This window comes from Paenisporosarcina macmurdoensis (assembly GCF_042658845.1).
Taxonomy (GTDB): Bacteria; Bacillota; Bacilli; order Bacillales_A; family Planococcaceae; genus Paenisporosarcina; species Paenisporosarcina macmurdoensis.
The window spans coordinates 712,429-737,674 of record NZ_JBHSRI010000002.1 but is presented as its reverse complement, the minus strand read 5'-3'; the positions used below and the strand labels follow the sequence as shown (position 1 = coordinate 737,674).

Sequence of the window (25,246 nt, the reverse complement as noted above, 5' to 3'; positions counted from 1 at the left end):
TATTCCATTAGTTGCTAACGTGTACTTTGTGAACATTTCTTGAAGCTTATTAGGTAATTGACGCCCAACGTTTTGCAAATACGGGAATAATTTGTCTCAATTGATCATCTAAAACAGATTGACGTAATTTTTGATCCATATTTTCCAATGGAATAGATGGCGTATAAATGACATTTAATGCACTTTCTTCAGTTAACCAAGTCATATCACTAGATACGAAAAATAGATGCTTAAAACCCGCTTCTTTCAGCATCTCATCCCACTCTTGTCCTAACTGTTGCCGATTTGACCGAGTTGTATACGAAACGGGCGGCATTAAGATAACTCTTCCTTTAAATTGATTTTCAATAAATGCAGTAAGTGCCATTAAAAATTCTGCACTCGATGCATTTTGTTTCAGTTTAGTGGCTTGTCCATCAATTAATAATAATGGAATCACTGCTGTATCAACAAATTCTTTTTGTTCTATAAAAACACTCATATCTTTTGAATTCCAGTACATAATTTCATTTCCCCTCAACAAAAAACTTCATCGAAAAACGATGAAGTTAAGAATTAGATGATTCTTTCATCCCTTGTAGCATTTTAGACAACTCAATAAATTTCTCTTTATCATTGGTATCTAACGCTTCATCAATTTGTCTTAATATATTTTCTTCTCTAAAAGAGTTCATGCTGTTTTTAAGCACTTCTTCTGCTATGAGTCGATCCTTATCGTTTATATGCAAATATTTCGGCATAAATGGATTTTCTTCTAATACCGCCAAGTACTCAGAACTTGGTGGGACAAGTGGAAAATTCAATTGTATAAACATGTCTTCATTTGGATGTAAACGCAGGTCGTGAAATGATTTTTCAGCATCTGCAGTCATTAGGTTCCCTTTGTAGAAACGAAACGGCACTCCAGTCGATTCTGTAACAGACATAACCATCGCTCGCGGGCAATAGTGGGCTTCTTCAACAAAATGTACTTTTTGTAACAAGTCATCATGGCTTAGTAAATAATTGAGGATCCATACGCATTCACGACGTTTCATTTGATATCTTTTCAAAAACCATCGCACAAATTCTTTCTTTTCCATCACAGAAACAGATGCGGTCATACTACTCCTCCTTTCACAACAAGGATTCAATCAGGTCTTGCCATCTTTCCTCATTTGGTTGCAAATGTACTAATTGCTTACCTATTTCTAGGGCTTCCTCTCGTTTTCCTTCTTCTAACAGAAAATAAAGGTATTTTTCCATGAAAATCGGATCTTCCTTATGGTCAGTATATGCCAAAGAGTAAAATTCGTATGCACGTTCAAAATTTTCTTCTTGCATAAAAGCATCAGCTGCAAAAGGGTATAGAGCGGACCAATCATCTTGATTTAATGAAATTAATTCGACTAATTCGATGACTTCTTCATTTCTTTCTTGAGCGTGTAAAAATGATACTAAAGTTAACGTGGCTTCCATGTATTCAGGGTCTAAAACGATGGCTTGTCGCAAATGTTCTTCTGCATCCTTCGTTCTTCCTAATTTCAAAGCCATTTTCCCAGCGAATAAATAAAGTTCTTTATCATATTCGTCACGACTTAAGCCTTCTATAATTGCTGAGTATGCTTGATCATTGTCTTCGAGCATGCTATACGCTTGTGACAGTAATAAGTGAGCAGAGAAATAATCTGGATCCAGTGTTTTTACTTCATTCAGTTTACGTACGGCTAAATCATACTCACCCGCTTGAAAAGCTGAATAAGCGAGACCAAACAGTAAATCCGGAGTCACATGATGTAATAAAGATTCATCATAATAAGGAATTGCATCCTCATATGCTGCACCTGAACTATACACTTCAGCTAAACGTTCTGATAAACGAACTCCGGCAATTTCATCCGTTTGTTCTTTTAAATTTTCATATAATCGAACAGCTTCTAAAAATTTTCCTGTTTCAAGCAACAATTCCGCTTTAGCAAAAATCAATACAGGTTCGCTAGGTAATAAAGATAGCGCTAGATTGATTTTTTGTTCAGCTGTTTCATAAAAACCTTGCATTTGATAATAATCAGCTAAACTCAAAAGTGCTTGGGGATATTCATCTGCATGTTCTTCTATGCTTGTTAGCAATAACAAAGCTTCATCTTCTTCGTCAATTTCCATTAGTACTTGCGCACGATCAATTTTCAATTGAGCCTCTTCTGGAAATATAAACTGGAGGTGTTCGAGGACTTGTTCAGCTTCTTTTAAATATCCAGCTTGTATTAGCATATTTGCTATCTCATATTGAGCATCTGGTTCACTTGAAAGAAGTAGTGTTTCTATTAACGATTGGACTGTTTCAATGTCGCCCGTTTCGATAGCTTCAATAAATTGTTGACTAATTCCCATATTTATCACCCGTTCTCTTTCTATTCATACCATATGCTACATCACAGCTTTCCCATTAACAAGAAAAAACTCCCCACTAGCGGAGAGTTTCAAAAGAAGACACAATTCGTAAATGTTCAAAGAAGTTAGGGTAGGAAACGGAAATACACGAAGCATGTTCAATTTCAATTGAATGTGTCGAAACAACAGAAGCAATTGCCCCCATCATGCCGATTCGGTGATCACCATACGATTGTAATTTCCCACCTGATAATGTAACTGGACCTTTAATAATCATGCCGTCATCAGTTGCTTCAATATCGGCGCCTAACTTTTTTAATTCCTCTACGACAGCTGTTATGCGATCGGTTTCTTTTACTTTTAATTCCTCTGCATTTTTAATCACGGTAGTCCCATGAGCTTGAGTAGCAAGCAAAGCGATAACTGGAATCTCATCTATTAATCGAGGAATTAAATCTCCCCCAATTTCGATGCCCTTTAAGTGGGATGATTTTATGGTCACTGAACCAATAGGTTCTTCGTGTTTAGTGTCGTTTACTTCAATTTCCATCTGAGCACCCATTTGCTGAAGAACGTCGATTATTCCTGTCCGTGTTGGATTCAAGCCAACATGCTCTAAACGAATCGAACTTTCTTTGGCAATTGCCCCTGCAACTAAAAAGAAAGCAGCAGAAGAAATATCGCCAGGCACTTCTACGTGAGTTCCTCTCAGCGTTTGGCCCCCTTGCACTTGAATCACACCGTTTTCTGCTTTAATGCCCACGCCAAACTGACGCAACATGCGCTCAGTGTGATCTCGTGACACTTCGGACTCGCGTACAGTCGTTACACCATTAGCTTGAACACCTGCAAGCAAAATAGCGGACTTTACTTGAGCACTAGCGACAGGCATCGTGTAATCGATTGCTGATAATTGCGATCCTTGTACGGCAAGTGGTGTAAACTGACCACCGCTTCTCCCTGAAATTTGTGCACCCATTAGTCTCAATGGTTCAATTACGCGTTTCATGGGCCTCTTCGCAATGGATTCATCACCAACTAATACACTATGTATATGTGAACCAGCTAAAATCCCAAGCATTAAACGGGTTGTTGTCCCAGAGTTACCAGTATCTAAAATGTCAATCGGCTCTTTCCAATTTTTAATTCCATTACTGTTAATGGCGACAGTCGTGCCGTTCACTTGAATATCAACTCCAAGCTTTTGAAAACATGAAATGGTACTTAAACAATCGTCACCTAGCAAAAAGCCGTTTACAGTTGTATGACCTTTTGCCATCGCTCCAAACATAATCGAACGATGTGAAATTGATTTGTCCCCTGGCACTCGAAGTGTACCATTGAGTGGTGATTGATGAGCTTGCAATGTAATGGAATCGTTCAATTCACTCACACCCTTCTTTGGCATTTTGCTGTTGTTATGAAATATACGTCTCATAGTCGGTTTCTTGTTCAATACTACTAGATGCACGTTGACGATCATCAATTGATTGAAAACTAATGACCAATATCCCGAAAACGTCTTCACGCGTTTCAACAATACGTAAATTAGTAATGCTGATTAAATGTTTCGCTAAAAGCCCTGTGACTTCTGAAATAACACCTGGGTAGTCTGGAACATCGACATGCAAATCGTAGACAGAATACATGGCACCTTGAGAAGTGATCGGCAATTCGTCTCTTACATATTTAGCCCTTGAAAAGTAGTGCTCAATATTGGCAGGTTCAGCTTGCATAAGTAACGATTTCACGGTATCCATTTCACTTTGCCATTTGTCTAACTGTTTGACTAATTCCATGCGATTTTGAATCGTAATATCTCTCCACATTACCGGGTTCGACGAAGCAATTCGAGTGGTGTCTCGAAATCCACCTGCCGCAAGTTGTCGAGTAAATGGATATTCTTCATTTTCACTCGATAATTGATGAACAAGAGATGCTGCAATTAGATGTGGAAAGTGACTAACGACTGCTGTCATATGGTCATGCTCATGCGCAAGCACTCGTAAAATCTTCCCTTTTGCCGGTTGTAAAATCATTTCAAGTGATTGAATATGATGTTCATCTTCATGTTCTAATGGAGTCAGCATATAGTAAGCATTTTCAAACAAATGCGCTTTCGCTGCCTCCACCCCACTTTTATGGGAACCAGCCATAGGATGTCCACCAATAAACGTAATTCCACGTGCTTTTAGGGACTTTGCTTTCTCCATGATGATTTTCTTCGTGCTTCCTGTATCTGTTAAAATGACATTTTTTTTTAGTTGCCAGCTTTGTGCTTCATTCATCAATTGAACAGTTGCATTTACTGGAGTTGCAAAAATGATGAAATCTGCCATCTTCGCGGATTCTTTTAAGTTAAATGCCATATCGTGTATGACACCTAATTTTTTCGCTTTGCGAACGGTATGTGAATCGGTGTCAAAACCAATCACTTTCACCTCAGGATTTTTTTGGATGGCCAAAGCAAGTGAGCCACCAATTAACCCTAATCCTACAATTAATATATGCGTGGTCATGCTAAGACCTCAGCATCTGTTAACACTTCTGTAAGCTTTTGGAGAAACTCTTCATTTTGCTGAGTTGTCCCTATCGTCACACGAATATAGCCAGGGGTACCTAAGGCATTCCCGCTTCGAATAATAAAGCCTTTTTTCATTAGTCCATCAAATACTAAATCTGAGTCCGCTTTAACTTCTAGAAGCACGAAGTTTCCTTGTGAAGGATACATATGCAAGTTATGAGAGGTTGCATAGTCTTCAAACTGCTTTTTCCCTGACTCATTTTGAAGGCGACAATCGTCTATAAATGATGAATCTTGTAAGGCAACGAGTGCTGCACCTTGACTCGTCACTGTGTTGTTAAATGGTTCACGAACTGGATCTAATTGCGCAATCAGCTCTTGTTGTGCCACTGCATAGCCCACGCGGAAACCAGCAAGTCCATAGGCTTTTGAAAACGTCCGTAAAACAATGACATTATCGTATTCTTTTATTAAATCAATGGCATTCTTGTACGAGGCATCAGTTATGTATTCGAAATACGCTTCATCCAACACAACAAGGACTTCTTTCGATACTTTTTGAATGAATTCTTCTAATGCATCTTGTCCAATCAACATACCTGTTGGATTATTAGGTGAACACAACCAAACGACTGCTGTATTTTCGTCGATTTGACGAGCCATCTCTTGTAAATCATGTGCACCGTTCGTCAGCAGGACTTCACGAACTTCAGCACCGTCAATCACAGCGTTATGACGATATTGAGGGAAAGTAGGAGTGGCCATTACTGTATTAACTCCAGGTTGAAGCAAAGCGCGAGAAATCATCATAATGATTTCATCAGAACCATTACCAAATAGCAGTTGGTTTTCTTCTACTCCAACAGATTTGGCTAGTTCTTTACGCAAACCACTTGCGTAGCCATCTGGATAAGTTGCATGATTAATTGTTTGATTCTCCAAAAACTCACTTACTTTAGATGAAAAGCCAAAAGGATTCTCGTTGGAAGCAAGTTTAACGATCGTATCTAGCCCAAACATTTCTTTCACTTCATCCGTTGATTTTCCTGGTTGATAAGGTTTCATACCTGTTAATTGATTTTTCCACTTCATCGTCTTTCGCCTCTACTTTCTTACGTTAGGTAGTAATTAAATCTGGTCGAAGTTTTTTAGCTTCATTCAAATAGACATGATGAACATCGCGTTGTGATTTTTCAGTGTTGACATGCATTAACACACGTATACACATCGTGATGGCACCTGGTACATCCATTTCATGCGTACACATAACGGGTACGTATGTCCATTCAGGAATACTTCTCACAGCTTTTGCTGGAAATGCACCTGCAATATCAGTAGTTGTCGAAACGATAACTGATGCGACATCTTCAGGCTTAATATCATTCTCTTTAGCCATAGCTAAAACAAGCTTTTCAGTTTCAAGTAATATATGCGATGCTGAATCTTCAATAATGGTTGTTGCTCCTCGAATGCCTCTTATCATTAGTGCACCTCCTTTATCCATTTTCGTAATTGTTCATGTGCCAAAGTAACGTCTTCCACAGACACAATATTCATACAAGGTTTGCCAATCTGTTCAAGTAAAACAAAATGAAGTTCTCCGAATGACGCTTTTTTGTCTCGTTTCATATAAGAAAGGAGCTCGTCGATGCCATGTTCTAAAACACTGTCGAATGAATATCCAAATTTAGTTAGTGCTTCAAATAGTTTTCGTGCGTTTCCTTGGTCAAGTAACTGTTTTTCCTCGCTTAATAAAAGTGCTATCACTAAGCCGATTGCCACTGATTCTCCGTGCGTGATCTTGCCAAATCCAGTTGAAGCCTCAATGGCATGGCCATAAGTATGACCTAAGTTGAGGTATTTCCTAACTGATTGCTCATACTCATCCTCTTCAACAATAGCTGCTTTGACTTGAATTCCTTTTACTAAAAAAGCCAAATACTGAGTTGATGAAATGTCAGCAAATGAAGGGAACTCCAACAGTTCTTGTAACCATTGTTGATCAGAAATAAGCGCATGCTTAATTACTTCTGCCATTCCAGACAAAATTTCTTGTTGAGGCAATGTACTTAACGTTGAGACATCGAATAACACCGCTTCAGGTTGATAAAATGAGCCAATCATATTTTTACCTTGTGGATGATTGATTGCCGTTTTTCCACCTACTGCACTATCATGAGCTAAAATGGTCGTTGGACATTGAAAAAAAGGAATACCCCTCATAAATGTTGATGCAACGAAGCCAACTACGTCACCACAAGCGCCTCCACCTAGCGCAAAGATGATTGATTTTCGTGTACAACCTATTTCAAGTAAAAAGGAATGACACGCCATAAACGTCTCAACAGCCTTACTAGATTCACCTGCTGGTAATTTGAAAACGTGTACAGCCTTGCCACTTATTGTTTCAAGAGGCTTCTGTAATTTTTCTCCATGCAGATTCGCTACCACTTCGTCGACAAAAATAACCACATGGTCTGCTTTTTGTAATTGATGTGTATAAAGAGACAATGCACTCTCGTAAATGTGGGAACCCACATAAACTTCATAATGCTTATGTTTCGTATCGATTGAAATGGTTTGCATGAATTAGAACTCCTTTGTGTATGCACGGTGCTGATTAATTGATTCCAAAAGTTGAGGCATTTGATCGCTATGGAATTTATCTAAAATCGCATTTGCAATTTCCCAAGCAACGACATGCTCAGCAACAACAGAAGCTGCAGGAACTGCACAACTGTCTGACCGTTCAATACTAGCTTTAAATGGTTCTTTCGTAGAAATATCTACACTTTGTAGTGGTTTGTATAAAGTCGGAATAGGCTTCATCACACCACGAATGACGATAGGCATTCCAGTAGACATACCACCTTCTAAGCCACCTAAACGATTGGTTGTTCTTATATAGCCTTGTTCTTGGTTCCATTCTATTTCATCGTGAACTTGGCTGCCTGGTTTACGTGCCATTTCAAACCCCATGCCAACTTCAACACCTTTAAAGGCATTAATACTCATCACAGCCATCGCTAATTTGGCATCAAGCTTTCGGTCATAATGAACGTAACTGCCAATTCCTGCTGGCATACCTTCCACGATAACTTCAACGACTCCGCCAATAGAATCTCCATTTTCTTTTGCTTCATCAATAGCTTGAACCATTAATTTTGAAGCCTCTTGATCCACACAATATACAGGGTCTCCTTCAATAATTCCGCGAATTTGAGCAACACTTAATCCTGCACTTTTTGTGGTGTCTGCTTTGATGCCGCCAATTTCTGTTACGTGAGAGACAATGCTGATGCCCAGTTCTGATAGCAATTGTTTTGCAACTGCCCCAACTGCCACACGAACGGTAGTTTCTCGAGCAGACGAGCGTTCTAAGACGTTACGTAAGTCGGTATGACCATATTTCATGCCACCCACTAAATCTGCATGACCAGGACGTGGACGTGTAATTTGACGTTTAACATCTTCCGGGTTTAATCCTTCTTCTAAAGGTTCAATACCCATCACATGTGTCCAGTGTTTCCAGTCGTCATTTGTTACAACTAAAGCTACTGGTGAACCTAGTGTTTTACCATGTCGAACACCTGAAGTAATATCAACTGTGTCGGTCTCTATTTGCATACGTCGCCCTCGACCATGTCCACCTTGTCTTCTTTTTAAATCCTTATTTATCATTTCTGCTGTAATGGTTAATTGTGCTGGTAAGCCTTCTATAATGGCGGTCAATTGTGGACCGTGAGATTCTCCTGCAGTTAAATAACGCATAACACTTTCCCCCTTCAACTCGCTAAAGTATTTTAAGTAACACTATACCACAAAACTTTTTCATTTTCATCGTTCATTTTATGAATGACTGCGTCTACTCTTTTTTCTAAAAAAAATTTAATTACTTCCTACGATAAAAGAACGAACCGATTCTCTCAAGACCATACATTTCCGGGTAAAATATTTGCTCCGTACTTCCTAAAAACAAAATTCCACCTTGACGTAGGGAAGATGAAAATTGCTGATAAATCGAATCCTTAGCAATGTCTGTAAAGTATATCAAAACGTTTCTGCAAATAATGACATCACAATCTTTAATGAAAGGATCATTTAAGAGGTTATGTTGTTTAAACGTCACCATTTTTCGGTAAAGTTCCTTTACCTGATATAAATGGCCATGTCGTTCAAACAATTCGTTTTTGATCACTTCAGACACATCGACAACAGAACCCTCCGAATAATAGGCTTGCTTTGCTTTATGTAAAATCGTTTCGTCTAAGTCAGTTGCCATAATAGACACTTGATAAGAGGAAAGATAAGACTTACTGATATAGGCGAATGTAAAGGCCTCTTCTCCTGTAGAACAGCCAGCACTCCAAATAGTCAGGTTTCCATTGACTCCTTTTACCTGGGGCAGAATACTTTGTTCAAATTCTATCCAATATTTTTTGTTTCTGTAAAACTCGGTCACATTAATGGTTAAGCATTCTAGAAATTCTTCAAATAAGGTTGAATTGACATGAAGTTCGGCTAAATAAGTTAAAAATGAACTATAACCTCGTTTGCCATAAAGTGAAGTTAAGCGCCTTCTCATTTGAGCTTCTTTATATAAACTCAAATCGATGCCTGTTTTACGTTTGATCTGTTTGCCGAATTCTTGATAATCTGGCATAGGGCGCTCTTCCTTCTTTTTATTACATAGGACAATTATAGCGTATAGATAATTTGACGGAAAATAAAAAAGCAATCAAATGAAAAATCATTTGACTGCTTCTTACTTTTATTAGTTGATCCAGTTGTTAGCATCTTTCGAGTATGAAACAAGCTCTTCTTCTTTAAAGAATAAACCAATTTCACGAACAGCGCTATCAGAAGAGTCAGAACCGTGAATAATGTTCTTTCCAACTGTAACTGCGAAATCTCCACGAATTGTTCCTGGTGCAGATTCTTTAGGGTTTGTAGCTCCTGTCATTAAACGACCAACAGAAATTACATTTTCACCTTCCCAAACCATTGCGAAAACTGGTCCAGATGTAATGAATTCTACTAATTCACCGAAGAATGGGCGTTCTTTGTGTTCGCCGTAATGTTCTGCAGCAAGTTCAGGTGTGATTTGCATTAATTTTGAACCAACTAATTGGAAGCCTTTCTTTTCGAAACGACCTACGATTTCGCCGATCAAGTTACGTTGTACGCCATCAGGTTTTACCATTAAAAATGTTCTTTCCATAATTAACACTCCTTCAATTGAATCTTAGAGAATGATTCCCTACTGTTTAGGGTAATTTATCCACCGTAAAAAATACTACCATTGTATCTTCGTTTGTTCAACCTATTAAAATTTACGTTTCCCCATATAAAGCGCAATTTCACGCAACGACTTTTTGGCAGGCGATGAAGGTAGTGCATCAAGTTCTATTAAGGCTTTTTGTAAATAGCGATTGCTTATAGCTTTTGATTTAGCAATTGCATCTGATTCACGAATTCTTTTAACCAATGCAACCCGCTCAATTTCCGTCATATTGCCAGAAATCGCATGTTCGAGTGCAGGTCTAAAATCCGGTGAATCTTTTAAGAACAAAATCGGTAAAGTTATGTTGCCTTGAATTAAGTCTGATCCAGCTGGTTTACCTAATTCTTTATCAGTGGATGTAAAGTCTAGAATATCGTCTATGATTTGGAACGACATTCCTACATAATAACCAAATCGTTTTAAGTGAGTAACCGTTTTCTCATCGGCACCGGAAACTACTGCACCCAGTTGACAGCTAGAGGATATTAATAAAGCTGTTTTTCTTTTTATGCGTCTAAAATAATCTTGAAGACGTTGATCTAATTTAGATTTATCTTCTATCTGAATAATTTCTCCCACGCAAATTTCGACCATAGTGTACGAAAGAATGCGATGCGCTTGTGGACTTTTAATATTGGTAATATATTCAAGCGCACGGGCAAAAATAAAATCGCCGGTATACATGGCGACTCGATTATTCCACTGTGCTTTCACCGTTAACTGACCACGTCTCATTTCAGAATCGTCAATTACATCATCGTGCACAAGGGATGCCATATGTATAAGCTCTAACGGGACGGCAACATTCATGATTTGGTCAATTTGATAACGCCCAAATTTAGCTGCTAACAAAACAAAAACGGGTCGAATTCGCTTTCCGCCCGCTTGTAGTAAATGAAGAGAAGCTTCATTGAGTAAGTCTGAAGACGAATTCACCGCTATTTCTAATTCTTTTTCGATGAGATCTAAATCTGAACGCATATCAGAATAGAGCATCTTCAACTTCATCTTTTCCACAACAAGTAACCTTCTCCCAATAATTAAACTTTTTTCATGCCAATATGTCTCGCGGCTGCTCCGCCGCTATATGGTTTATATTCAACTTCAACAAATCCAGCTTGTTCAATCATTTTTGCAAGTTCCTTCATTCCAGGGAAATCTTCCGCAGATTCTTGTAACCAAGAATACTCTTTATAACTTTTCGCAAAAAGCTTTCCAAACACTGGCATGACGTATTTAAAATAAAAACGAAACAATTGCTTATAACCTGGTAATTCAGACTGGGATGTTTCTAAACAGACAAACATGCCGCCTGGTTTAAGAACACGGTTGATTTCTTTTAAAACTTGCATATAATCAGGAACATTTCGTAAGCCAAAACCAATCGTAATATAATCAAATGTAGAATCAGGATATGGTAATTCCATAGCATTGCCATGAATCAACTCAATTTGAGGGAAAGCTTTCACTTTGTCATAACCCACATTCAGCATATTTTGGCTGAAGTCTAACCCAATCGCTTTTCCTTCAGGTCCCACCGCTTGTCCCATTGAAATAGTCCAATCAGCTGTTCCACAACAAACATCTAGTGTTGTGCTACCTTTTTGAACATTCATACGAGACATCGTGTCCTCACGCCATTTTTTATGTTGTTGAAAGCTAATGACTGAATTCATTTTATCGTAATTAACTGAAATTTTTTCAAATACTTCATGGACGCGTTGTTCTTTTGTTTTGGTCATACTGATGTCACCTTTCTCTCATGACAGACACTTGCTCATTCAATCGGAGTTCATACAGCTCAACTAAGAATTGTTGAACAGAATGGCTGAGTAGGTGAGATTGTGAAATTTCTTCCATCATTTTATTTTTTTGAATGGCAAGCTCTCGGTTCAGTAATACGAGCCATGTGTGAGAAAAACCTACATGATGTTCACTATCGGCTAATGATTCTTGGAAACGAGATACCTTGCCTTGTTTAACAAGGTCTAACTCATATGCAATTCGGTGAATTAACAATCCACGTCGAGCAAATGGTTTATAAGAGGCAAAATTAAAATGTTCGTAAAACTGTTCAATCGATAAACTTTCAATTGTTTGAACGGTCTCCATCCACATTTCAAATGATTGCTTTACATCGTCATAAACCGATGCTTTTTTTTCACTAATATCAATAATTCCGTTTGATAACGAACGAATCAAGTCAATATTAGAAAGGTTAGCTAAAATTTGATAATAAAGCCCACTATAATAATCCCCTGCTAATACAGTTAATTGTTGGCTTTTAGAAGATGCATTTAACTCTTTAATTTGATCATGTGCCGCTAAAGCACTATAAATGACTGCAACCGAAATAGCAGATTCTTCATGTTCATCGTCCCACTGGTTCCCGTTTAACAAAGGAAGAAGCAAAAAAAATAAACGGTCTTCACGAAGATCCGGTTCTCCCGCATGCTTTCGAAGAGTCCGATGACGGACATAAATCAATATTTTTGATTTAAAGGATTCAATTGTTTGTGGAATGAATTTTCCATTCATGGTACGTGCTCCATTTCGCTATGTTGCCGGTGTCGTATTTTGTCATTATATCACAGCATGGCTAGTCATTCACGTAGACTGATTCTATTTTTTAGATTCACTAAAAACTTGGCCATGTGTTGTTTGAATTTCTGCTTTTCCACGGATTTTAATCGCTGAAGTATGTTCCGTAAATTGGGCAATCATTACTTCCCCACGATCTAATTTTTCGGAGTGATGAAATTTCGTATCAGTGCCTCTTGTTAGACCGATAACATTTACTCCATCTTCTTCTGCACGAATGACAATGTATTCTGTTTGTGCCATTGTATGTTCCTCCTAAGTGAACCAAATTGTCTATTTATCATAGCATACCCTTTTGTTCCAAGTTGATTTGCTTATGTCATTTGTATGAATGATAAAATCTCACTGCGTTTGATGTCATCTGTTTCATAAACCCCACGGGCAACGGCAGTAACCGTTTTTGCTCCAGGTTTTTTAATTCCTCGCATCGTCATACACATATGTTCAGCTTCGATAATCACATAGACACCATATGGATTTAACATCTCCATAATTGAATCTGCGATTGTCGATGTAATTCTTTCTTGTAGTTGTGGACGTCTAGCCGTTGTTTCAACAGCTCTAGCTAATTTACTTAAGCCTGTAACTACACCGTCTCGTGGAATATATGCGATATGCGCTTTACCGTAAAATGGCACTAAATGATGTTCACACATTGAATGGAACGGAATATCCTTTACTAAAACTAATTCTTCATGGTCTTCATGAAAGACGGTTTTAAAATATTCTTTTGGATCTTCGTTCAATCCTGAAAACATTTCAGCATACATTTTTGCAACACGTTTTGGTGTATCGAGTAATCCTTCACGATCCGGATCTTCTCCAACCGCTTCTAATATCATTTTTACTGCTTCTTCTATTTTTTGTAAATCGACCGTTGACATGCTTGACGCCTCCTAAATAATAAAACACAACTAACATGGCCGATTATTCGGCTATATGTAAATTAACGTGTAGTTTTGGACTTTAAAAATCGAGGTTTTCATTCCCTGAGTATGGAACTCGGTGTTATGAAGACAATGGATTCAGTAATAATTCTATGTAAATCGTAGCATACCATCAAATGTTACGCAAAATCCCTCAATTAGTCTACATTCTTTTGAGAAATAGTCAGTGAGTTATCGTATTTTACTCAACTTTTGCGTTTTATTTTTGCAAACACGCTGAAATTCAACCTTTTTTGTAATTCCAGTCAGCTGTCTCTTCACACGTCGCTCCGCATTCTTAGTTCCGATTACTCAGGTCGTGACGTTTATCGCCGGACAAAGTCTCCCAGGTTACTTTGAACGCTCAACCGTAGCTCCATTTGTCGAAGCGATGGATACTTATCATTTCAAGTAGGTAAATTCAGCACAATCAGTCGAGGAAGCAATGAATTAGGAGGAAATTGGTTAGTTGCGACAATTTCATGGAAAGTTACGACGATTATCCAAGAAGTTGCGACAATCACGTCGAAATCTTCAAAATCAAATCAAAAAATCGCACCAAAGCGATCATCCACTCTATCATTTCGGATATAAAGAGACAAACACTTCACTAGGCTTATCAAAACGAACTAAACAAAAAAGAACGGCTTTTGCGATTTCTCACAAAAGCCGTTCTTATGTAATTACACGCGTCTTATTTTACCGCGTCTTTAAGAGCTTTACCTGGTTTGAAAGCAGGTACTTTACTTGCAGCAATGTCGATCTCTGCACCTGTTTGTGGGTTACGACCCTTACGAGCAGCACGTTCACGAACTTCAAAGTTACCAAAACCAATAAGTTGGATTTTTTCACCTTTAGCAAGAGCATCTTGAATTGTATCAAATACTGAATCAACTGCTTTAGAAGCATCTTTTTTAGAAAGTTCTGTAGCTTCAGCTACTGAGTTTACTAATTCTGTTTTATTCACACCATTCACCTCCTCTCAAAGGGGATGGAAACTCAATCTTGTAAAAAGAGTATCATAACCAAAAAGGCTACGCAACAATATTCCTGCTACAATTTCCAACTTAATGCAGAAAATCCATCCAAAATAAAAAGAACAGGACTATTCGCATAGTAAAATGCGGAGTCCTGCTCTCAATTATAGGATAAACGTTACCATACCACGATCGCCTTCATTCACCATGCGTTCGATGGTTTCTCTCATGCGTTTCTTAGCATGTGACGGAACAGCGTCAGATTTATAGCGCATACTCTCTCTCAACATCTCGTGTAAAGGCGTTCCAAATAATGAGGTTGCCCACAAAGCTTCACGATTGTGATAATACGCTTCTTTTAGATCTTTTAACAATTGTTGACTGTGGAATTCAGAACCAATCAGAGGAGAGAATTCTGCATCCATGTCCACACGTATAATGTGTAGTGAAGGTGCTTTAGCTTTCATTCGTACTCCGAAGAAATCATTTTGTTTAATTAATTCTGGAGCAGACGGTTGGAAATCTTGTACTGATGGCATTGTCACACCATAGCCAGTTTCTTGTGCCATTTCAATGGCTTCGTGGAACCGTAAATACGATTTTTTTGCATATGAAGATTCTTTAACATATAATAACCAGTCTTTTTTCGTAATAATAGGCTCATCCAAGAAGTCCGAATAGGCTGATTGGAAGGCTTCATCCGTAATATCAATTTGAATGGAGGCTTTCCCTTTTCCTGCATCCACTTCAATCACTTCAGCGTGTTGAACGAAAGGTTCATCCGCAATGAATGTTGCTAAATCTTTTACATCTCGGATTTTTGAAACTTGTGAAGACCAAGAGTCTAATGAATTTTGAAGTGAAACTTTTAAAGGATGATCATTTTCTAGAACGTCCATCCATTCGGGTTTTAGCAATTCAAAAGTTGTCACAGGAAATTCATAAAGTGCTTCTTTTAATACAAACTGAATTTCGTGCACCGTCATTCGATCAACTGCAGCGCAAATTACTGGCACATTGTATTTTTCGAATAATTCTTGACGTAAATTAACTGTTTGCGCTTGATCTGGAAATCGACTATTTAGCAAGATTACAAATGGTTTACCAATTTCTTTTAACTGGCCAACGATCTCTTCTTCTACTGATACTACTGCAGATCTTGCAATATCGTTCACCGAGCCATCCGTTGTCATCACAATTCCGATAGTTGAATGATCTCTAATTACCTTGTCTGTACCGATTCGTGCAGCTTCTTCGAATGGGATGGGATCATGATGCCAAGGCGTATGAACCATTTTAGGTCCATTCTCGTCTTCATAACCTTTAGCACCTTCTACAATATATCCTACACAGTCCGCCAAGCGAATATTGAAACGGAATGCGTCTTCGCCTACCTGAATGCTAGTACCATGAGCTGGTACGAATTTCGGTTCGGCTGTCATTATTACTGCTCCAGGAGAACTTTGAGGCAGTTCATCTTGTGCACGAAGTCTGTCCACTTCATCCGTCATATTAGGGATTACTAAACTCTCCATTACTCGTTTTACAAAAGTAGATTTACCAATTCGCACTGGTCCTACCACGCCAATATATACATCACCATTTGTCCGTTCGGCTATTTGTTGATAAAGCTCTTCAGCCATATCATGGCCCCCTTTCCTACGCACTTTATTTTATGCACCAAAAAAACGTTTCATGCATATGCACGAAACGTTTGTCTTTATTTCTTTTAAATTAGCTATTTTAATTATTGTTGCTGATATTCTGTAAACAAGCTCCGCTATCCTCAGTCGAGCGAGGATCCATACGGGCTGCCCGAAGAAAACGTCCGCCTTTTCCTGTTTCTTCATCGCTATGATAGCTTTGAAAAATGAAGTACCTTGTAACGGAAACAACAATTTTTTTAACAGAGCCTTTAAAATAAATATTTCAGAAAATTTATTTTGCTGCTTTGTTTAAGAATTCTGGTTCATTATTTTCATTTACAGTATACGGTAGGGAATAAGCTGGTACGACTGGGTATTTATCAACCAGAAGATAACGAATATCTTCACCTGGTTTTACATTTGGTTTATCTTCTTGAAGAATACGATTCAAATCAATCGAGTAATCAATATAAATAGACCCATCCCCTGTAGCAACTAGCGGTAGATTTACTTCTGAATACGGACTAGGAACTGTTTGTTCATCGTCATAACCCATCAGTTTATAATCTAGTTTGTAAATGTTTTCATCTATTTGCTCAGCTATCGGACCATATCCGTTAACTCCAAGTTTTACATTTAAATCTCTAATTTTTTCAGCAGAACGTAAATCAACTAATTTGACTGTTGGGTTTTCTTCGACATCCATAATGACATATTGAAACAATCCACCGTTTTCATATGCGTTGGGTGGAATTTCGCTTAAATAGGCAGGGACGATTTGTTTAAAATCAATAGGATACTTAATGTATTGGTCAACACTTTGATCCCTAGTTTTTATTGGTAGTAAGCCACCTGAAGCTTCTTGAAACTGCTCCACAGCCACTTGAACCGAATTTAGTTGATCTTCATAGGGTCTCTGGCTTTCTGCACGCTCAGAGTCCGGAAACATGCAACCTGATAACAGTAATGTCGTAATGAGTAATAGACTGATAATTGAACGTTTTTTCATTGTGTCACCTCACGAACTTCCAGCGGGACCACTAAATACAATATAAATCATACTTAAAAATCCGCCTATTAAAAGTATGTACGCTAAAGTAGCAAGAATAAATTTAAGTACACGATTATTTATTTTGTTTCTACTGACATAAATTAACCCCATAGAAATCATCATAAAGCCCATGGAAGCAAATGAAATCCACATTTTGTCTAGTGATGACATAAATTTAACCACCCTTCACTGTCTCTCAGCAAATTATTATATCACGAAAAAACAAGAGGTGCAGACTCGCTACCTCTTGTTTTGTGACGATTTAAAGATACTCAAATAAGTCTTCCATCTCATGCTTCTTGACGCGGTCCATTAATTGATCGACCGCTATCTTTGGATCGACTTGTTCAAATAACACAGCATATAGAGCGCTAGTTATAGGCATTGGTACTTCATGGAATTTAGATAATTGATGGGCAGCTTTCGTGGTGCGAACACCTTCGACAACCATACCCATTTGATTCAAAACATCATCTAACTTCATGCCTTTCCCTAATAAGTTTCCAGCACGCCAGTTTCTTGAATGGACGCTCGTACAAGTCACAATTAAGTCACCTATTCCAGTTAAGCCGGAAAACGTTGAGGATTTTGCACCCATTTTAGTTCCGAGACGGGCGATTTCTGCAAGACCTCTTGTAATTAACGCAGCCTTTGCATTGTCTCCGTACCCTAAACCATCTGAAATACCTGCACCTAAGGCAATAATATTTTTTAATGCTCCACCAATTTCGACTCCAATGACGTCTGAGTTGGTATAGACACGGAAATTGCCATTCATAAATAAATCTTGTACTTTTTCAGCGTATTGAATATCTTCACAGGCAGCTGTGACAGTAGTCGGGTGTTTTAAGACCACTTCTTCTGCATGACTCGGTCCAGAAAGAACCACTATTCCCTCGATCAAATGAACAGGTAGTTCTTCTCGCATAACTTCAGAAATTCGTTTTAAAGAATCGGGTTCAATTCCTTTAGATACATGAACGAAAAGAATCGGTTCTTGAATCCACTCTTTTACATTACGACAAACTTCACGAATACCTTTTGTAGGAACAGCCATCACGATGGTTTTCCCGTGAGTGGCTGCTTCTTTTAAAGATGACGTGGCTTTTAGTGAAGTTGGTAAGACTGTACCTGGAAGGTATTTTTCATTTGAATGTTGATGATTAATTTCATTCGCTTGGTCCTCACGATGCGACCATAGCAAACAATTGTGTCCATTTTCTGCAAGGACAATACTAAGAGCTGTCCCCCAACTACCGGCACCTAATACAACCACTTTTTCCATGTTTGTAACTCCCTTACTGATACGACTTATGTTCTAGCACGTGTAATAAGGCGAATTGGTGTCCCTTCGAAATCGAAGGATTCACGAATTCGGTTTTCAAGGAATCGTTCATATGAGAAATGCATAATTTCTGGTTCATTTACGAACACCACAAATGTTGGTGGCTTGATCGCGACTTGTGTAGCGTAGTAAATACGCAGACGACGACCTTTGTCTGCAGGGGCAGGGTTACGTGCAACTGAGTCTTCAATTACTTCGTTTAAGACACTTGATGTAACGCGCATCGCGTGGTTTTCACTTACACGATTTATGATTGGTAAAATTGCATGTACACGTTGTTTAGTGACAGCAGAAACGAAAATAATTGGAGCATAATCTAAGAATAAGAAATGCGCTCGAATTAATTTAGTTGTTTTATTCATTGTTTTTTCATCTTTTTCAACTGCATCCCATTTGTTAACCACGATAATGATTGCTTTACCCGCTTCATGCGCGTACCCAGCAATTTTTTTATCTTGCTCTTGAATGCCTTCTTCTGCGTTTATAATAACTAAAACAACATCAGAACGTTCAATTGCTTTTAATGCACGTAGTACACTATATTTTTCAGTGGTTTCGTAAACTTTACCTTTTTTACGCATCCCCGCTGTATCGATGATGACATAAGGTTGATCTTCGTATTCATATTGTGTATCAATCGCATCACGAGTCGTTCCTGCAATTTCACTAACAATGACACGTTCATCACCAAGGAACGAGTTCACTAAAGAAGACTTCCCAACATTAGGACGACCAATTAATGAGAACTTAATGACATTATCAGGATAAATCTCTTCATCTTCATCAGGGAAATTCTTCGCTACCTCATCTAATAAATCTCCAAGACCAAGTCCGTGAGAACCTGAGATTGGGAATGGTTCGCCAAATCCTAATGTATAGAAATCATAAATCATTGGACGCATATCAGGGTTATCAATTTTATTAATTGCTAACACGACAGGTTTTTTAGTTTTATACAAGATTTTTGCTACTTGTTCATCAGCAGATGTGACACCTTCTCGACCATTCGTCAAGAAAATAATAACGTCTGCTTCTTGGATGGCGATTTCAGCTTGAGCACGAATCTGTTCTAAGAAAGGCTCGTCCCCAATGTCAATTCCACCTGTATCAATTATATTAAATTCATGAGTTAACCAATCAGCCGCGCTATATATACGATCACGTGTTATTCCTGGAATATCCTCCACAATGGAAACGCGTTCTCCAACAATTCTATTAAAGATTGTTGATTTTCCTACATTCGGGCGACCAACGATTGCTACTACCGGTTTAGGCATATTTATTTCATCCTTCCAAATTCTTCTCTAAAGTATTATACATAAGAAACACGTAAAACGCCATGTTAGCTCGACATTGGTGCTGGGATAAACGAAGAGAAACCCCTGTTTTTCAGTACCTAGGTGAGGGCTGGAGATGAATGAGTGTCAATTTTCAAACGAAAGTACTTGCAATTAGACAAACTTCACTAACCAAAATAAAGAGATGTAGACTTTGTATATGTCTACATCTCTTTATTATTTACGATTTGCGTATGTATATGTATCAAGTCCACGGAGAGTCAGATAATGATGTAATTCACCTGAAATAATTAATGGAACTTGTTGCAATTCTTGAATCGTGTTTGCACCAAGAGAGACCATTAACATCGTCAAATCTTCATTCATTTCGTGAATTAAATCAATCGTTGCCTGTTCCCCTTCTTCAACTAATGTTTTTAACACTACGCCCGCTATTCCTACAGCAGAGGCACCGAGGGATAGACATTTCACCATATCCAGTGCATGTTGAATTCCTCCAGAAGCTAGCACAGGAATTTTAGAATTCAAGGTAGTTGTTTCAATGAGCGCTGCAGCGGTTGGAACACCCCAGTCATTAAAAAAGGTAAGTTTGCGATGTCGGCGTTCATTTTCAATCGCGGCGAAATTGGTTCCGCCGAAGCCACCCACATCGATAGCCGCTACGTTAATCGATTGAAGTTTCAATGCCGCTTCACGGGAGACCCCAAACCCTGTTTCTTTAACTATAACCGGTACATTCAATTCGTTTACAAGCTGTTCAATTCTAGTAAGTGCCCCTCTAAAATCACGATCCCCTTCAGGCATCGTCAACTCTTGAATGACATTTAGATGGATTTGAAGAGCATTTGCTTCCAACATATCAACGGCTCTTTTTGCTTGGTCTACTGTTGCCTCACTACCTAAATTGGCAAATATCAGTCCGTTCGGATTTTCTTTACGCACCACAGCATATGTGGCAATTTCTTCTGGGTTTTTAATGGCGGCCATTTGAGATCCAACTGCCATTGGAATATTCATTTCACGAGAAATACGAGCTAATTGACTGTTCAACTCAGTCGTTTTAGCCCCTCCTCCACCTGTCATTGCATTAATAAAAAAAGGCGAACCAAAAACGAGTTCGCCAATTTGAGTTTGCAAGGACACTTTATCCCAACTACTATCAGGTAGAGCTTGATGTACAAAACGAATATCATCTAACCATGTTGCTCTAGATTGTCCTGTCGACAACGCGTGTTTTATGTGGTCTAATTTTCGTTCAGCTCTAGTCATTGATTTGCTCCATTATTTAAAGTGTTTTAATTTATCTCCAATAACATCACTGATTGAAAAACCTTTAGATTCTTCTGGCATTTCGTAATCAGATCCTGAATATCCTTCTTCTTTTTCAAGTAAGTCTTTGATGCTTAAAGATAATCGTTTATCTTTTCTGTTAACATCTAACACTTTTACTTGTACCTCTTGCCCTTCTTTTAACACTTCATGAGGTGTACCTATATGAGAATGGGCAATTTGTGAAATATGAACAAGTCCTTCAATACCAGGGAATACTTCTACAAATGCGCCGTATGAAACAAGGCGTTTTATGGTACCCGTTTGAACAGAACCTCGTGGTGCTTTATCTTCAATTCCTTCCCATGGTCCAGGAAGTGTATCTTTAATGGATAATGAAATACGTTCGCTATCTCGATCAACAGACAATACTTTCACTTTTACTTCTTGTCCTTCATGAAGTACGTCTGAAACCTGCTCTACATGCTCATGTGATAGTTGAGAGATATGAACAAGTCCATCTACCCCACCTAAGTCTACAAAAGCACCAAAAGCTGCTATACGTTGCACAGTACCTGTTAATTCATCGCCCGCATGAATATGATCAAGCGTATCTTTCTTGTTCAACTCTTTTTCAGCTTCTACTACTGCACGATGAGATAAGATGAGTCGGTTTTTATCTTTTTCCATTTCAACTATAATAAATGTTAATACTTTTCCTTTGTAATCTTCGAAAGATTCAACAAAGTGATCTTCAACTAATGAAGCCGGAACAAAGCCGCGTAAGCCAAGGTCAACTACAAGTCCACCCTTTACTACGTCTTTTACTTCTGCTTCAATAATTTCTCCGCTATGAAACTTTTGTTCTAACGAATCCCAAGCTTCAGCGGCATCAACTTTACGTTTTGACAACACAAATTTGTCGTCTTCTACTTTTGTAATAATTAAGTTTAATTCGTCACCGATGGAAACGACGTCAGAAGCTTTTTCAATGTGCAAGCTTGACAGTTCACTAATCGGGATTATTCCATCAAACGGTGCACCTTCAATTGTGACAGTAACTGCCTTATCCTCAACTTGGGCAACCGTACCTTTTACAAGATTTCCTTCACGGAAGTCCTGGTTTTCCTGCAAGTTCATTTCCTCAGACATATAGCATCCTCCTTCACAACGTTCCAATCTTTATTTTATGCGAATTCTCTAATAAAAACAAAAATTTACCCTTTAAATATAGAAAAAAACTAAATTTTAAGATTTATTGGCATCTAATAATTTTTGAATATGATTCATAATGATTAACGTAACTTCATCAGCAGACGCTTTTCGATCACGATATGGTTGCATTAAAATTGGTTCGCCATAAACCACTTTCAACGGTTTGAATGGCTTATAAGGTCCGATGATGGCACACGGAACAACATCAGCTTCACCTTTCAATGCAAAAAAACCAGCTCCAGAGAAGCCTTTCCCAAGTTTACCATCCTTACTACGAGTACCTTCCGGGAAAAGACCCATGACATCCCCGTTTTTTAATAAGGCTAATGCTTTTCTTAACGCTTCACGGTCACTTAATCCTCTTTTAACCGGAAATGCATTTAATTTCGGCAAAAGTGGTTTTAAAATCGGCATATTAAAAAGCTCTTCTTTGGCCATAAAATGAACCGGTCTTGGAGCAGTTATTCCAACAACTGGAGGATCAAGGGCATCGATATGATTCGAGCAGATTAATACTCCGCCTGTTTTCGGAAAATGTTCTAATCCTCTTATGTCGAAACGATAAATTGGTTTTAATGTAGTCCAAACAAGGGATTTCGTAAATTGGTACATGTTCATTTAGCTCATCCTTTCTTTCGCTAATTGAATAATGTGATTAGCTGCTTCGCTTATTGATAAATTCGTGGTATCTAAGTAAATTGCATCTTGTGCCTGAATAAGAGGAGATGCTTGTCGTTCGCTATCCATTTTATCACGTTCTGCAATTTCTTTTTTCAGTTGATTTACATCAGAATCAATTCCACGGCGTTCATTATCCAACTGACGGCGTTTTGCTCGTTCATCAACTGTTGCAGACATAAAGACTTTTAATTGGGCATTGACTAATACATGCGTGCCGATGTCGCGACCATCCATCACCACACCACCACTTTCAGCCATTTTTAATTGTCTTTTCACCATTTCTTCTCGCAAACTTGCGTGTGATGCAACAGCAGATACAGAAGATGTCACAAGGGTAGAACGAATAGCATCTGACACATCATCTCCATCTAGCAAAACAAGTTGTCCTTCATTTGACGGTTTTAGCTCAATTAGGGTTTCTAGAAGTAACTGTGTTAAAGCCTCTTCATTTTCTAAATCTATGTGACGTTCAAGTGCTTTATACGTAATTCCTCGATACATAGCTCCAGTATCAATATATGTAAAACCAAGTTCTTCAGCCGCTAATTTCGCAATTGTGCTTTTTCCTGCAGCAGCTGGTCCATCAATCGCTATTTGTATACTGTTTTTCACATCATCAACTCCTAAACTTTCTCACACATATTGTAACACAGGAGATAAAAAAAAAGCCCACTGGCGTGAGCTTTCGTGAAGGTTGAGATATTTTTGGTTTCGATGAAACTTTGGTGATTTGGATGCAGCTATCGAAAATTCAGCTAAATTTAATTCAACATTTCAGACTTCAACACTTCATGCGTTTCGGTATCAACTAAAATTCTAAACGTGTGACTTTCATCTTTACTTTCTTTTAAGACCATAATTTCGTAACAAAGACGTTGTTGTAGAAGGTCATTTTCTGTATACGCTAATACTTCACTTTCAATGGTTACTTGATCCGTAAAATATTCTTTCCAATCTACAGGTACTAATTTTTGTTTAGGCAACGTCTCTTTTTGGATATATTCCATTGTGTTTACACCTAGAATTTCTCCATCATCTTTAGCCAGTTTTAATTGAATTGCGTCAGCATAAATTCGAGCCTCATTCACTGGATCTACTCGCACGAATACAACATGCCAAACTAAATGATTTTCGCGTGTTTCCACGAGTACCACATCTTCAAATCCAAATGACTTAACTGCTTTTTCCGCCTTTTCTTTCATTTGTTCCTGAGTTATCCGGTCCTTCCCAATTGGACGTTCGATTAACATGGATAACAGATGTCCACCTTTTTCGGTGTAATCCGTGTAACCAGTTCGAATGCCCTCGTTGAATGAGATGTGGTAAAACGGATAAGATGCTCCTGGTTTACTAGAAGACGTTACGATTTTAGCATTTTTAAACTTTGGAAACATTTCTTTCATTTTTTTCACAACTTGTTGTTCCGTTACTGGTTTATCTTTAATCGATTTTAAATCCTTTTTCTTTTGATTATCCGATTCACTTGCGGTTAGAGGGAAATCGCTTTCTGAATATCCTTTAACCGTAGTTGACATTTTTGTCCACTGTTCAGATGGTTGAGCTGCTTTAATTTCTTTTTGCCATTCTGAGAAAGACTGTTGTTTCGCTAGTAATTCTGTTGAGGCATTCTGCCATTCATATGAAAATTCATCTAAATTTGCTGCAACATTTGTTGTCACGGTTAACCATTTTTCCTCTGGCACTTTACCTTGACTCTTTAATTTTGCGTAATCTCCAAGTCGTCCTAAGTAATTCATCCATTCATTCGAAAAATCTTGTTGCAATGGAAGTGAAGAAATATCACTTTTGATTTCTGAAGACAGTCTCCAAATATCTTCAAGAGGTTCTGCTTGAGCTACAGGATCCTTAAAAACAGTTGCACTTTGAACAGATTTTTGTAATTCACTTAGTTTTTCTGAAGCTTCCGTCATTCGATTCGTATATTGAGCTCTCAAGTCATTTTCTAACGCTCGTTCATTTTGTTTTGATGTAAACAAAAAGACACCCATAATGATTAAACCAACCGCTAATAAACTTGTTATAACCTTCATGTTATTCC

The 25,246-nt window shown here is 38.2% G+C and carries 27 protein-coding genes; all 27 read right to left on the bottom strand.

Annotated features, from left to right (window positions below):
* Positions 1-49: 49 nt before the first annotated feature.
* The 27 genes from ACFPYN_RS03575 to ACFPYN_RS03445 all read right to left on the bottom strand — a co-directional run bounded on the left by ACFPYN_RS03575 (position 50) and on the right by ACFPYN_RS03445 (position 25,238).
* The gene (locus tag ACFPYN_RS03575; protein ID WP_377732554.1) at positions 50-502 is read right to left on the bottom strand and encodes a DUF2487 family protein; all 453 of its coding nucleotides are present in this window, start codon (positions 500-502) and stop codon (positions 50-52) included.
* A gap of 46 nt (positions 503-548) precedes the next feature.
* A complete protein-coding gene (locus tag ACFPYN_RS03570) occupies positions 549-1,103 on the bottom strand; it encodes a ReoY family proteolytic degradation factor (protein WP_377732553.1) in 555 nt (184 codons plus the stop codon).
* Between the two features lie 13 nt (positions 1,104-1,116).
* Entirely contained in the window at positions 1,117-2,370 is a 1,254-nt protein-coding gene (locus ACFPYN_RS03565; RefSeq protein ID WP_377732552.1) for a tetratricopeptide repeat protein, read from the bottom strand.
* A gap of 76 nt (positions 2,371-2,446) precedes the next feature.
* Complete coding sequence (gene aroA, locus ACFPYN_RS03560; RefSeq protein WP_377732551.1) at positions 2,447-3,754, bottom strand: 3-phosphoshikimate 1-carboxyvinyltransferase; 1,308 nt, start codon at positions 3,752-3,754, stop codon at positions 2,447-2,449.
* A 34-nt stretch (positions 3,755-3,788) separates the two neighbouring features.
* Positions 3,789-4,889: a prephenate dehydrogenase gene (locus ACFPYN_RS03555; protein ID WP_377732550.1), complete on the bottom strand. Its 1,101-nt coding sequence runs from the start codon at positions 4,887-4,889 to the stop codon at positions 3,789-3,791.
* The gene (hisC, locus tag ACFPYN_RS03550) at positions 4,886-5,986 is read right to left on the bottom strand and encodes a histidinol-phosphate transaminase (protein ID WP_377732549.1); all 1,101 of its coding nucleotides are present in this window, start codon (positions 5,984-5,986) and stop codon (positions 4,886-4,888) included. The genes ACFPYN_RS03555 and hisC overlap by 4 nt, the downstream gene beginning before the upstream one ends.
* Before the next feature lie 25 nt (positions 5,987-6,011).
* Positions 6,012-6,377: a chorismate mutase gene (gene aroH, locus ACFPYN_RS03545; protein ID WP_377732548.1), complete on the bottom strand. Its 366-nt coding sequence runs from the start codon at positions 6,375-6,377 to the stop codon at positions 6,012-6,014.
* A complete protein-coding gene (gene aroB, locus ACFPYN_RS03540; RefSeq protein WP_377732547.1) occupies positions 6,377-7,480 on the bottom strand; it encodes a 3-dehydroquinate synthase in 1,104 nt (367 codons plus the stop codon). Before aroB ends, aroH begins: the two co-directional genes overlap by 1 nt.
* Positions 7,481-7,483: 3 nt before the next feature.
* The gene (gene aroC, locus ACFPYN_RS03535; protein ID WP_377732546.1) at positions 7,484-8,665 is read right to left on the bottom strand and encodes a chorismate synthase; all 1,182 of its coding nucleotides are present in this window, start codon (positions 8,663-8,665) and stop codon (positions 7,484-7,486) included.
* A gap of 121 nt (positions 8,666-8,786) precedes the next feature.
* The gene (locus tag ACFPYN_RS03530; protein ID WP_377732545.1) at positions 8,787-9,557 is read right to left on the bottom strand and encodes a CheR family methyltransferase; all 771 of its coding nucleotides are present in this window, start codon (positions 9,555-9,557) and stop codon (positions 8,787-8,789) included.
* Between the two features lie 111 nt (positions 9,558-9,668).
* On the bottom strand, positions 9,669-10,115 hold the full coding sequence (ndk, locus tag ACFPYN_RS03525; protein WP_377732544.1) for a nucleoside-diphosphate kinase: 447 nt from the start codon (positions 10,113-10,115) through the stop codon (positions 9,669-9,671).
* Positions 10,116-10,220: 105 nt separating this feature from the next.
* A complete protein-coding gene (gene hepT, locus ACFPYN_RS03520; RefSeq protein ID WP_377732543.1) occupies positions 10,221-11,195 on the bottom strand; it encodes a heptaprenyl diphosphate synthase component II in 975 nt (324 codons plus the stop codon).
* A 23-nt stretch (positions 11,196-11,218) separates the two neighbouring features.
* The gene (locus tag ACFPYN_RS03515; RefSeq protein ID WP_377732542.1) at positions 11,219-11,920 is read right to left on the bottom strand and encodes a demethylmenaquinone methyltransferase; all 702 of its coding nucleotides are present in this window, start codon (positions 11,918-11,920) and stop codon (positions 11,219-11,221) included.
* 7 nt (positions 11,921-11,927) lie between these two features.
* Positions 11,928-12,716 carry a heptaprenyl diphosphate synthase component 1 gene (locus ACFPYN_RS03510; RefSeq protein WP_377732540.1) on the bottom strand — a complete coding sequence of 263 codons (789 nt, stop codon included), beginning with the start codon at positions 12,714-12,716 and terminating at the stop codon, positions 11,928-11,930.
* A gap of 84 nt (positions 12,717-12,800) precedes the next feature.
* Positions 12,801-13,022, bottom strand: a complete 222-nt coding sequence (gene mtrB, locus ACFPYN_RS03505) for a trp RNA-binding attenuation protein MtrB (protein WP_377732539.1) — start codon at positions 13,020-13,022, stop codon at positions 12,801-12,803.
* A 71-nt stretch (positions 13,023-13,093) separates the two neighbouring features.
* Positions 13,094-13,663, bottom strand: a complete 570-nt coding sequence (gene folE, locus ACFPYN_RS03500; RefSeq protein ID WP_377732538.1) for a GTP cyclohydrolase I FolE — start codon at positions 13,661-13,663, stop codon at positions 13,094-13,096.
* 736 nt (positions 13,664-14,399) lie between these two features.
* Positions 14,400-14,672 carry an HU family DNA-binding protein gene (locus ACFPYN_RS03495; protein ID WP_377732537.1) on the bottom strand — a complete coding sequence of 91 codons (273 nt, stop codon included), beginning with the start codon at positions 14,670-14,672 and terminating at the stop codon, positions 14,400-14,402.
* Positions 14,673-14,846: 174 nt separating this feature from the next.
* Positions 14,847-16,325: a stage IV sporulation protein A gene (spoIVA, locus tag ACFPYN_RS03490; protein WP_377732536.1), complete on the bottom strand. Its 1,479-nt coding sequence runs from the start codon at positions 16,323-16,325 to the stop codon at positions 14,847-14,849.
* A gap of 295 nt (positions 16,326-16,620) precedes the next feature.
* Positions 16,621-17,337, bottom strand: a complete 717-nt coding sequence (locus ACFPYN_RS03485) for a hypothetical protein (protein ID WP_377732535.1) — start codon at positions 17,335-17,337, stop codon at positions 16,621-16,623.
* 9 nt (positions 17,338-17,346) lie between these two features.
* On the bottom strand, positions 17,347-17,550 hold the full coding sequence (locus ACFPYN_RS03480) for a DUF2768 domain-containing protein (RefSeq protein WP_377732534.1): 204 nt from the start codon (positions 17,548-17,550) through the stop codon (positions 17,347-17,349).
* A gap of 91 nt (positions 17,551-17,641) precedes the next feature.
* Positions 17,642-18,664 carry an NAD(P)H-dependent glycerol-3-phosphate dehydrogenase gene (locus tag ACFPYN_RS03475; protein WP_377732533.1) on the bottom strand — a complete coding sequence of 341 codons (1,023 nt, stop codon included), beginning with the start codon at positions 18,662-18,664 and terminating at the stop codon, positions 17,642-17,644.
* Between the two features lie 26 nt (positions 18,665-18,690).
* Entirely contained in the window at positions 18,691-20,001 is a 1,311-nt protein-coding gene (der, locus tag ACFPYN_RS03470; protein ID WP_377732532.1) for a ribosome biogenesis GTPase Der, read from the bottom strand.
* Positions 20,002-20,238: 237 nt separating this feature from the next.
* Complete coding sequence (gene fni / locus ACFPYN_RS03465) at positions 20,239-21,291, bottom strand: type 2 isopentenyl-diphosphate Delta-isomerase (RefSeq protein ID WP_377732531.1); 1,053 nt, start codon at positions 21,289-21,291, stop codon at positions 20,239-20,241.
* 12 nt (positions 21,292-21,303) lie between these two features.
* On the bottom strand, positions 21,304-22,443 hold the full coding sequence (gene rpsA, locus ACFPYN_RS03460) for a 30S ribosomal protein S1 (protein WP_377732530.1): 1,140 nt from the start codon (positions 22,441-22,443) through the stop codon (positions 21,304-21,306).
* Positions 22,444-22,539: 96 nt separating this feature from the next.
* Positions 22,540-23,124, bottom strand: a complete 585-nt coding sequence (locus ACFPYN_RS03455; protein WP_377732528.1) for a lysophospholipid acyltransferase family protein — start codon at positions 23,122-23,124, stop codon at positions 22,540-22,542.
* Positions 23,125-23,799 (bottom strand): (d)CMP kinase, encoded by a 675-nt coding sequence (cmk, locus tag ACFPYN_RS03450; RefSeq protein ID WP_377732527.1) that lies wholly within the window; start codon positions 23,797-23,799, stop codon positions 23,125-23,127.
* A gap of 149 nt (positions 23,800-23,948) precedes the next feature.
* Positions 23,949-25,238: a PepSY1/2 domain-containing protein gene (locus ACFPYN_RS03445; protein WP_377732525.1), complete on the bottom strand. Its 1,290-nt coding sequence runs from the start codon at positions 25,236-25,238 to the stop codon at positions 23,949-23,951.
* Between the last annotated feature and the right edge of the window lie 8 nt (positions 25,239-25,246).

What these genes read in the sequence shown, in the direction of transcription:
- ACFPYN_RS03575 (WP_377732554.1), bottom strand. Translation starts at nt 502, where the DNA reads ATGTACTGGAATTCAAAAGATATGAGTGTTTTTATAGAACAAAAAGAA.
- ACFPYN_RS03570 (WP_377732553.1), bottom strand. Translation starts at nt 1,103, where the DNA reads ATGACCGCATCTGTTTCTGTGATGGAAAAGAAAGAATTTGTGCGATGG.
- ACFPYN_RS03565 (WP_377732552.1), bottom strand. Translation starts at nt 2,370, where the DNA reads ATGGGAATTAGTCAACAATTTATTGAAGCTATCGAAACGGGCGACATT.
- ACFPYN_RS03555 (WP_377732550.1), bottom strand. Translation starts at nt 4,889, where the DNA reads ATGACCACGCATATATTAATTGTAGGATTAGGGTTAATTGGTGGCTCA.
- hisC (WP_377732549.1), bottom strand. Translation starts at nt 5,986, where the DNA reads ATGAAGTGGAAAAATCAATTAACAGGTATGAAACCTTATCAACCAGGA.
- aroH (WP_377732548.1), bottom strand. Translation starts at nt 6,377, where the DNA reads ATGATAAGAGGCATTCGAGGAGCAACAACCATTATTGAAGATTCAGCA.
- aroB (WP_377732547.1), bottom strand. Translation starts at nt 7,480, where the DNA reads ATGCAAACCATTTCAATCGATACGAAACATAAGCATTATGAAGTTTAT.
- aroC (WP_377732546.1), bottom strand. Translation starts at nt 8,665, where the DNA reads ATGCGTTATTTAACTGCAGGAGAATCTCACGGTCCACAATTGACCGCC.
- ACFPYN_RS03530 (WP_377732545.1), bottom strand. Translation starts at nt 9,557, where the DNA reads ATGCCAGATTATCAAGAATTCGGCAAACAGATCAAACGTAAAACAGGC.
- ndk (WP_377732544.1), bottom strand. Translation starts at nt 10,115, where the DNA reads ATGGAAAGAACATTTTTAATGGTAAAACCTGATGGCGTACAACGTAAC.
- ACFPYN_RS03515 (WP_377732542.1), bottom strand. Translation starts at nt 11,920, where the DNA reads ATGACCAAAACAAAAGAACAACGCGTCCATGAAGTATTTGAAAAAATT.
- ACFPYN_RS03510 (WP_377732540.1), bottom strand. Translation starts at nt 12,716, where the DNA reads ATGAATGGAAAATTCATTCCACAAACAATTGAATCCTTTAAATCAAAA.
- mtrB (WP_377732539.1), bottom strand. Translation starts at nt 13,022, where the DNA reads ATGGCACAAACAGAATACATTGTCATTCGTGCAGAAGAAGATGGAGTA.
- folE (WP_377732538.1), bottom strand. Translation starts at nt 13,663, where the DNA reads ATGTCAACGGTCGATTTACAAAAAATAGAAGAAGCAGTAAAAATGATA.
- spoIVA (WP_377732536.1), bottom strand. Translation starts at nt 16,325, where the DNA reads ATGGCTGAAGAGCTTTATCAACAAATAGCCGAACGGACAAATGGTGAT.
- ACFPYN_RS03485 (WP_377732535.1), bottom strand. Translation starts at nt 17,337, where the DNA reads ATGAAAAAACGTTCAATTATCAGTCTATTACTCATTACGACATTACTG.
- ACFPYN_RS03480 (WP_377732534.1), bottom strand. Translation starts at nt 17,550, where the DNA reads ATGTCATCACTAGACAAAATGTGGATTTCATTTGCTTCCATGGGCTTT.
- ACFPYN_RS03475 (WP_377732533.1), bottom strand. Translation starts at nt 18,664, where the DNA reads ATGGAAAAAGTGGTTGTATTAGGTGCCGGTAGTTGGGGGACAGCTCTT.
- der (WP_377732532.1), bottom strand. Translation starts at nt 20,001, where the DNA reads ATGCCTAAACCGGTAGTAGCAATCGTTGGTCGCCCGAATGTAGGAAAA.
- fni (WP_377732531.1), bottom strand. Translation starts at nt 21,291, where the DNA reads ATGACTAGAGCTGAACGAAAATTAGACCACATAAAACACGCGTTGTCG.
- rpsA (WP_377732530.1), bottom strand. Translation starts at nt 22,443, where the DNA reads ATGTCTGAGGAAATGAACTTGCAGGAAAACCAGGACTTCCGTGAAGGA.
- ACFPYN_RS03455 (WP_377732528.1), bottom strand. Translation starts at nt 23,124, where the DNA reads ATGAACATGTACCAATTTACGAAATCCCTTGTTTGGACTACATTAAAA.
- ACFPYN_RS03445 (WP_377732525.1), bottom strand. Translation starts at nt 25,238, where the DNA reads ATGAAGGTTATAACAAGTTTATTAGCGGTTGGTTTAATCATTATGGGT.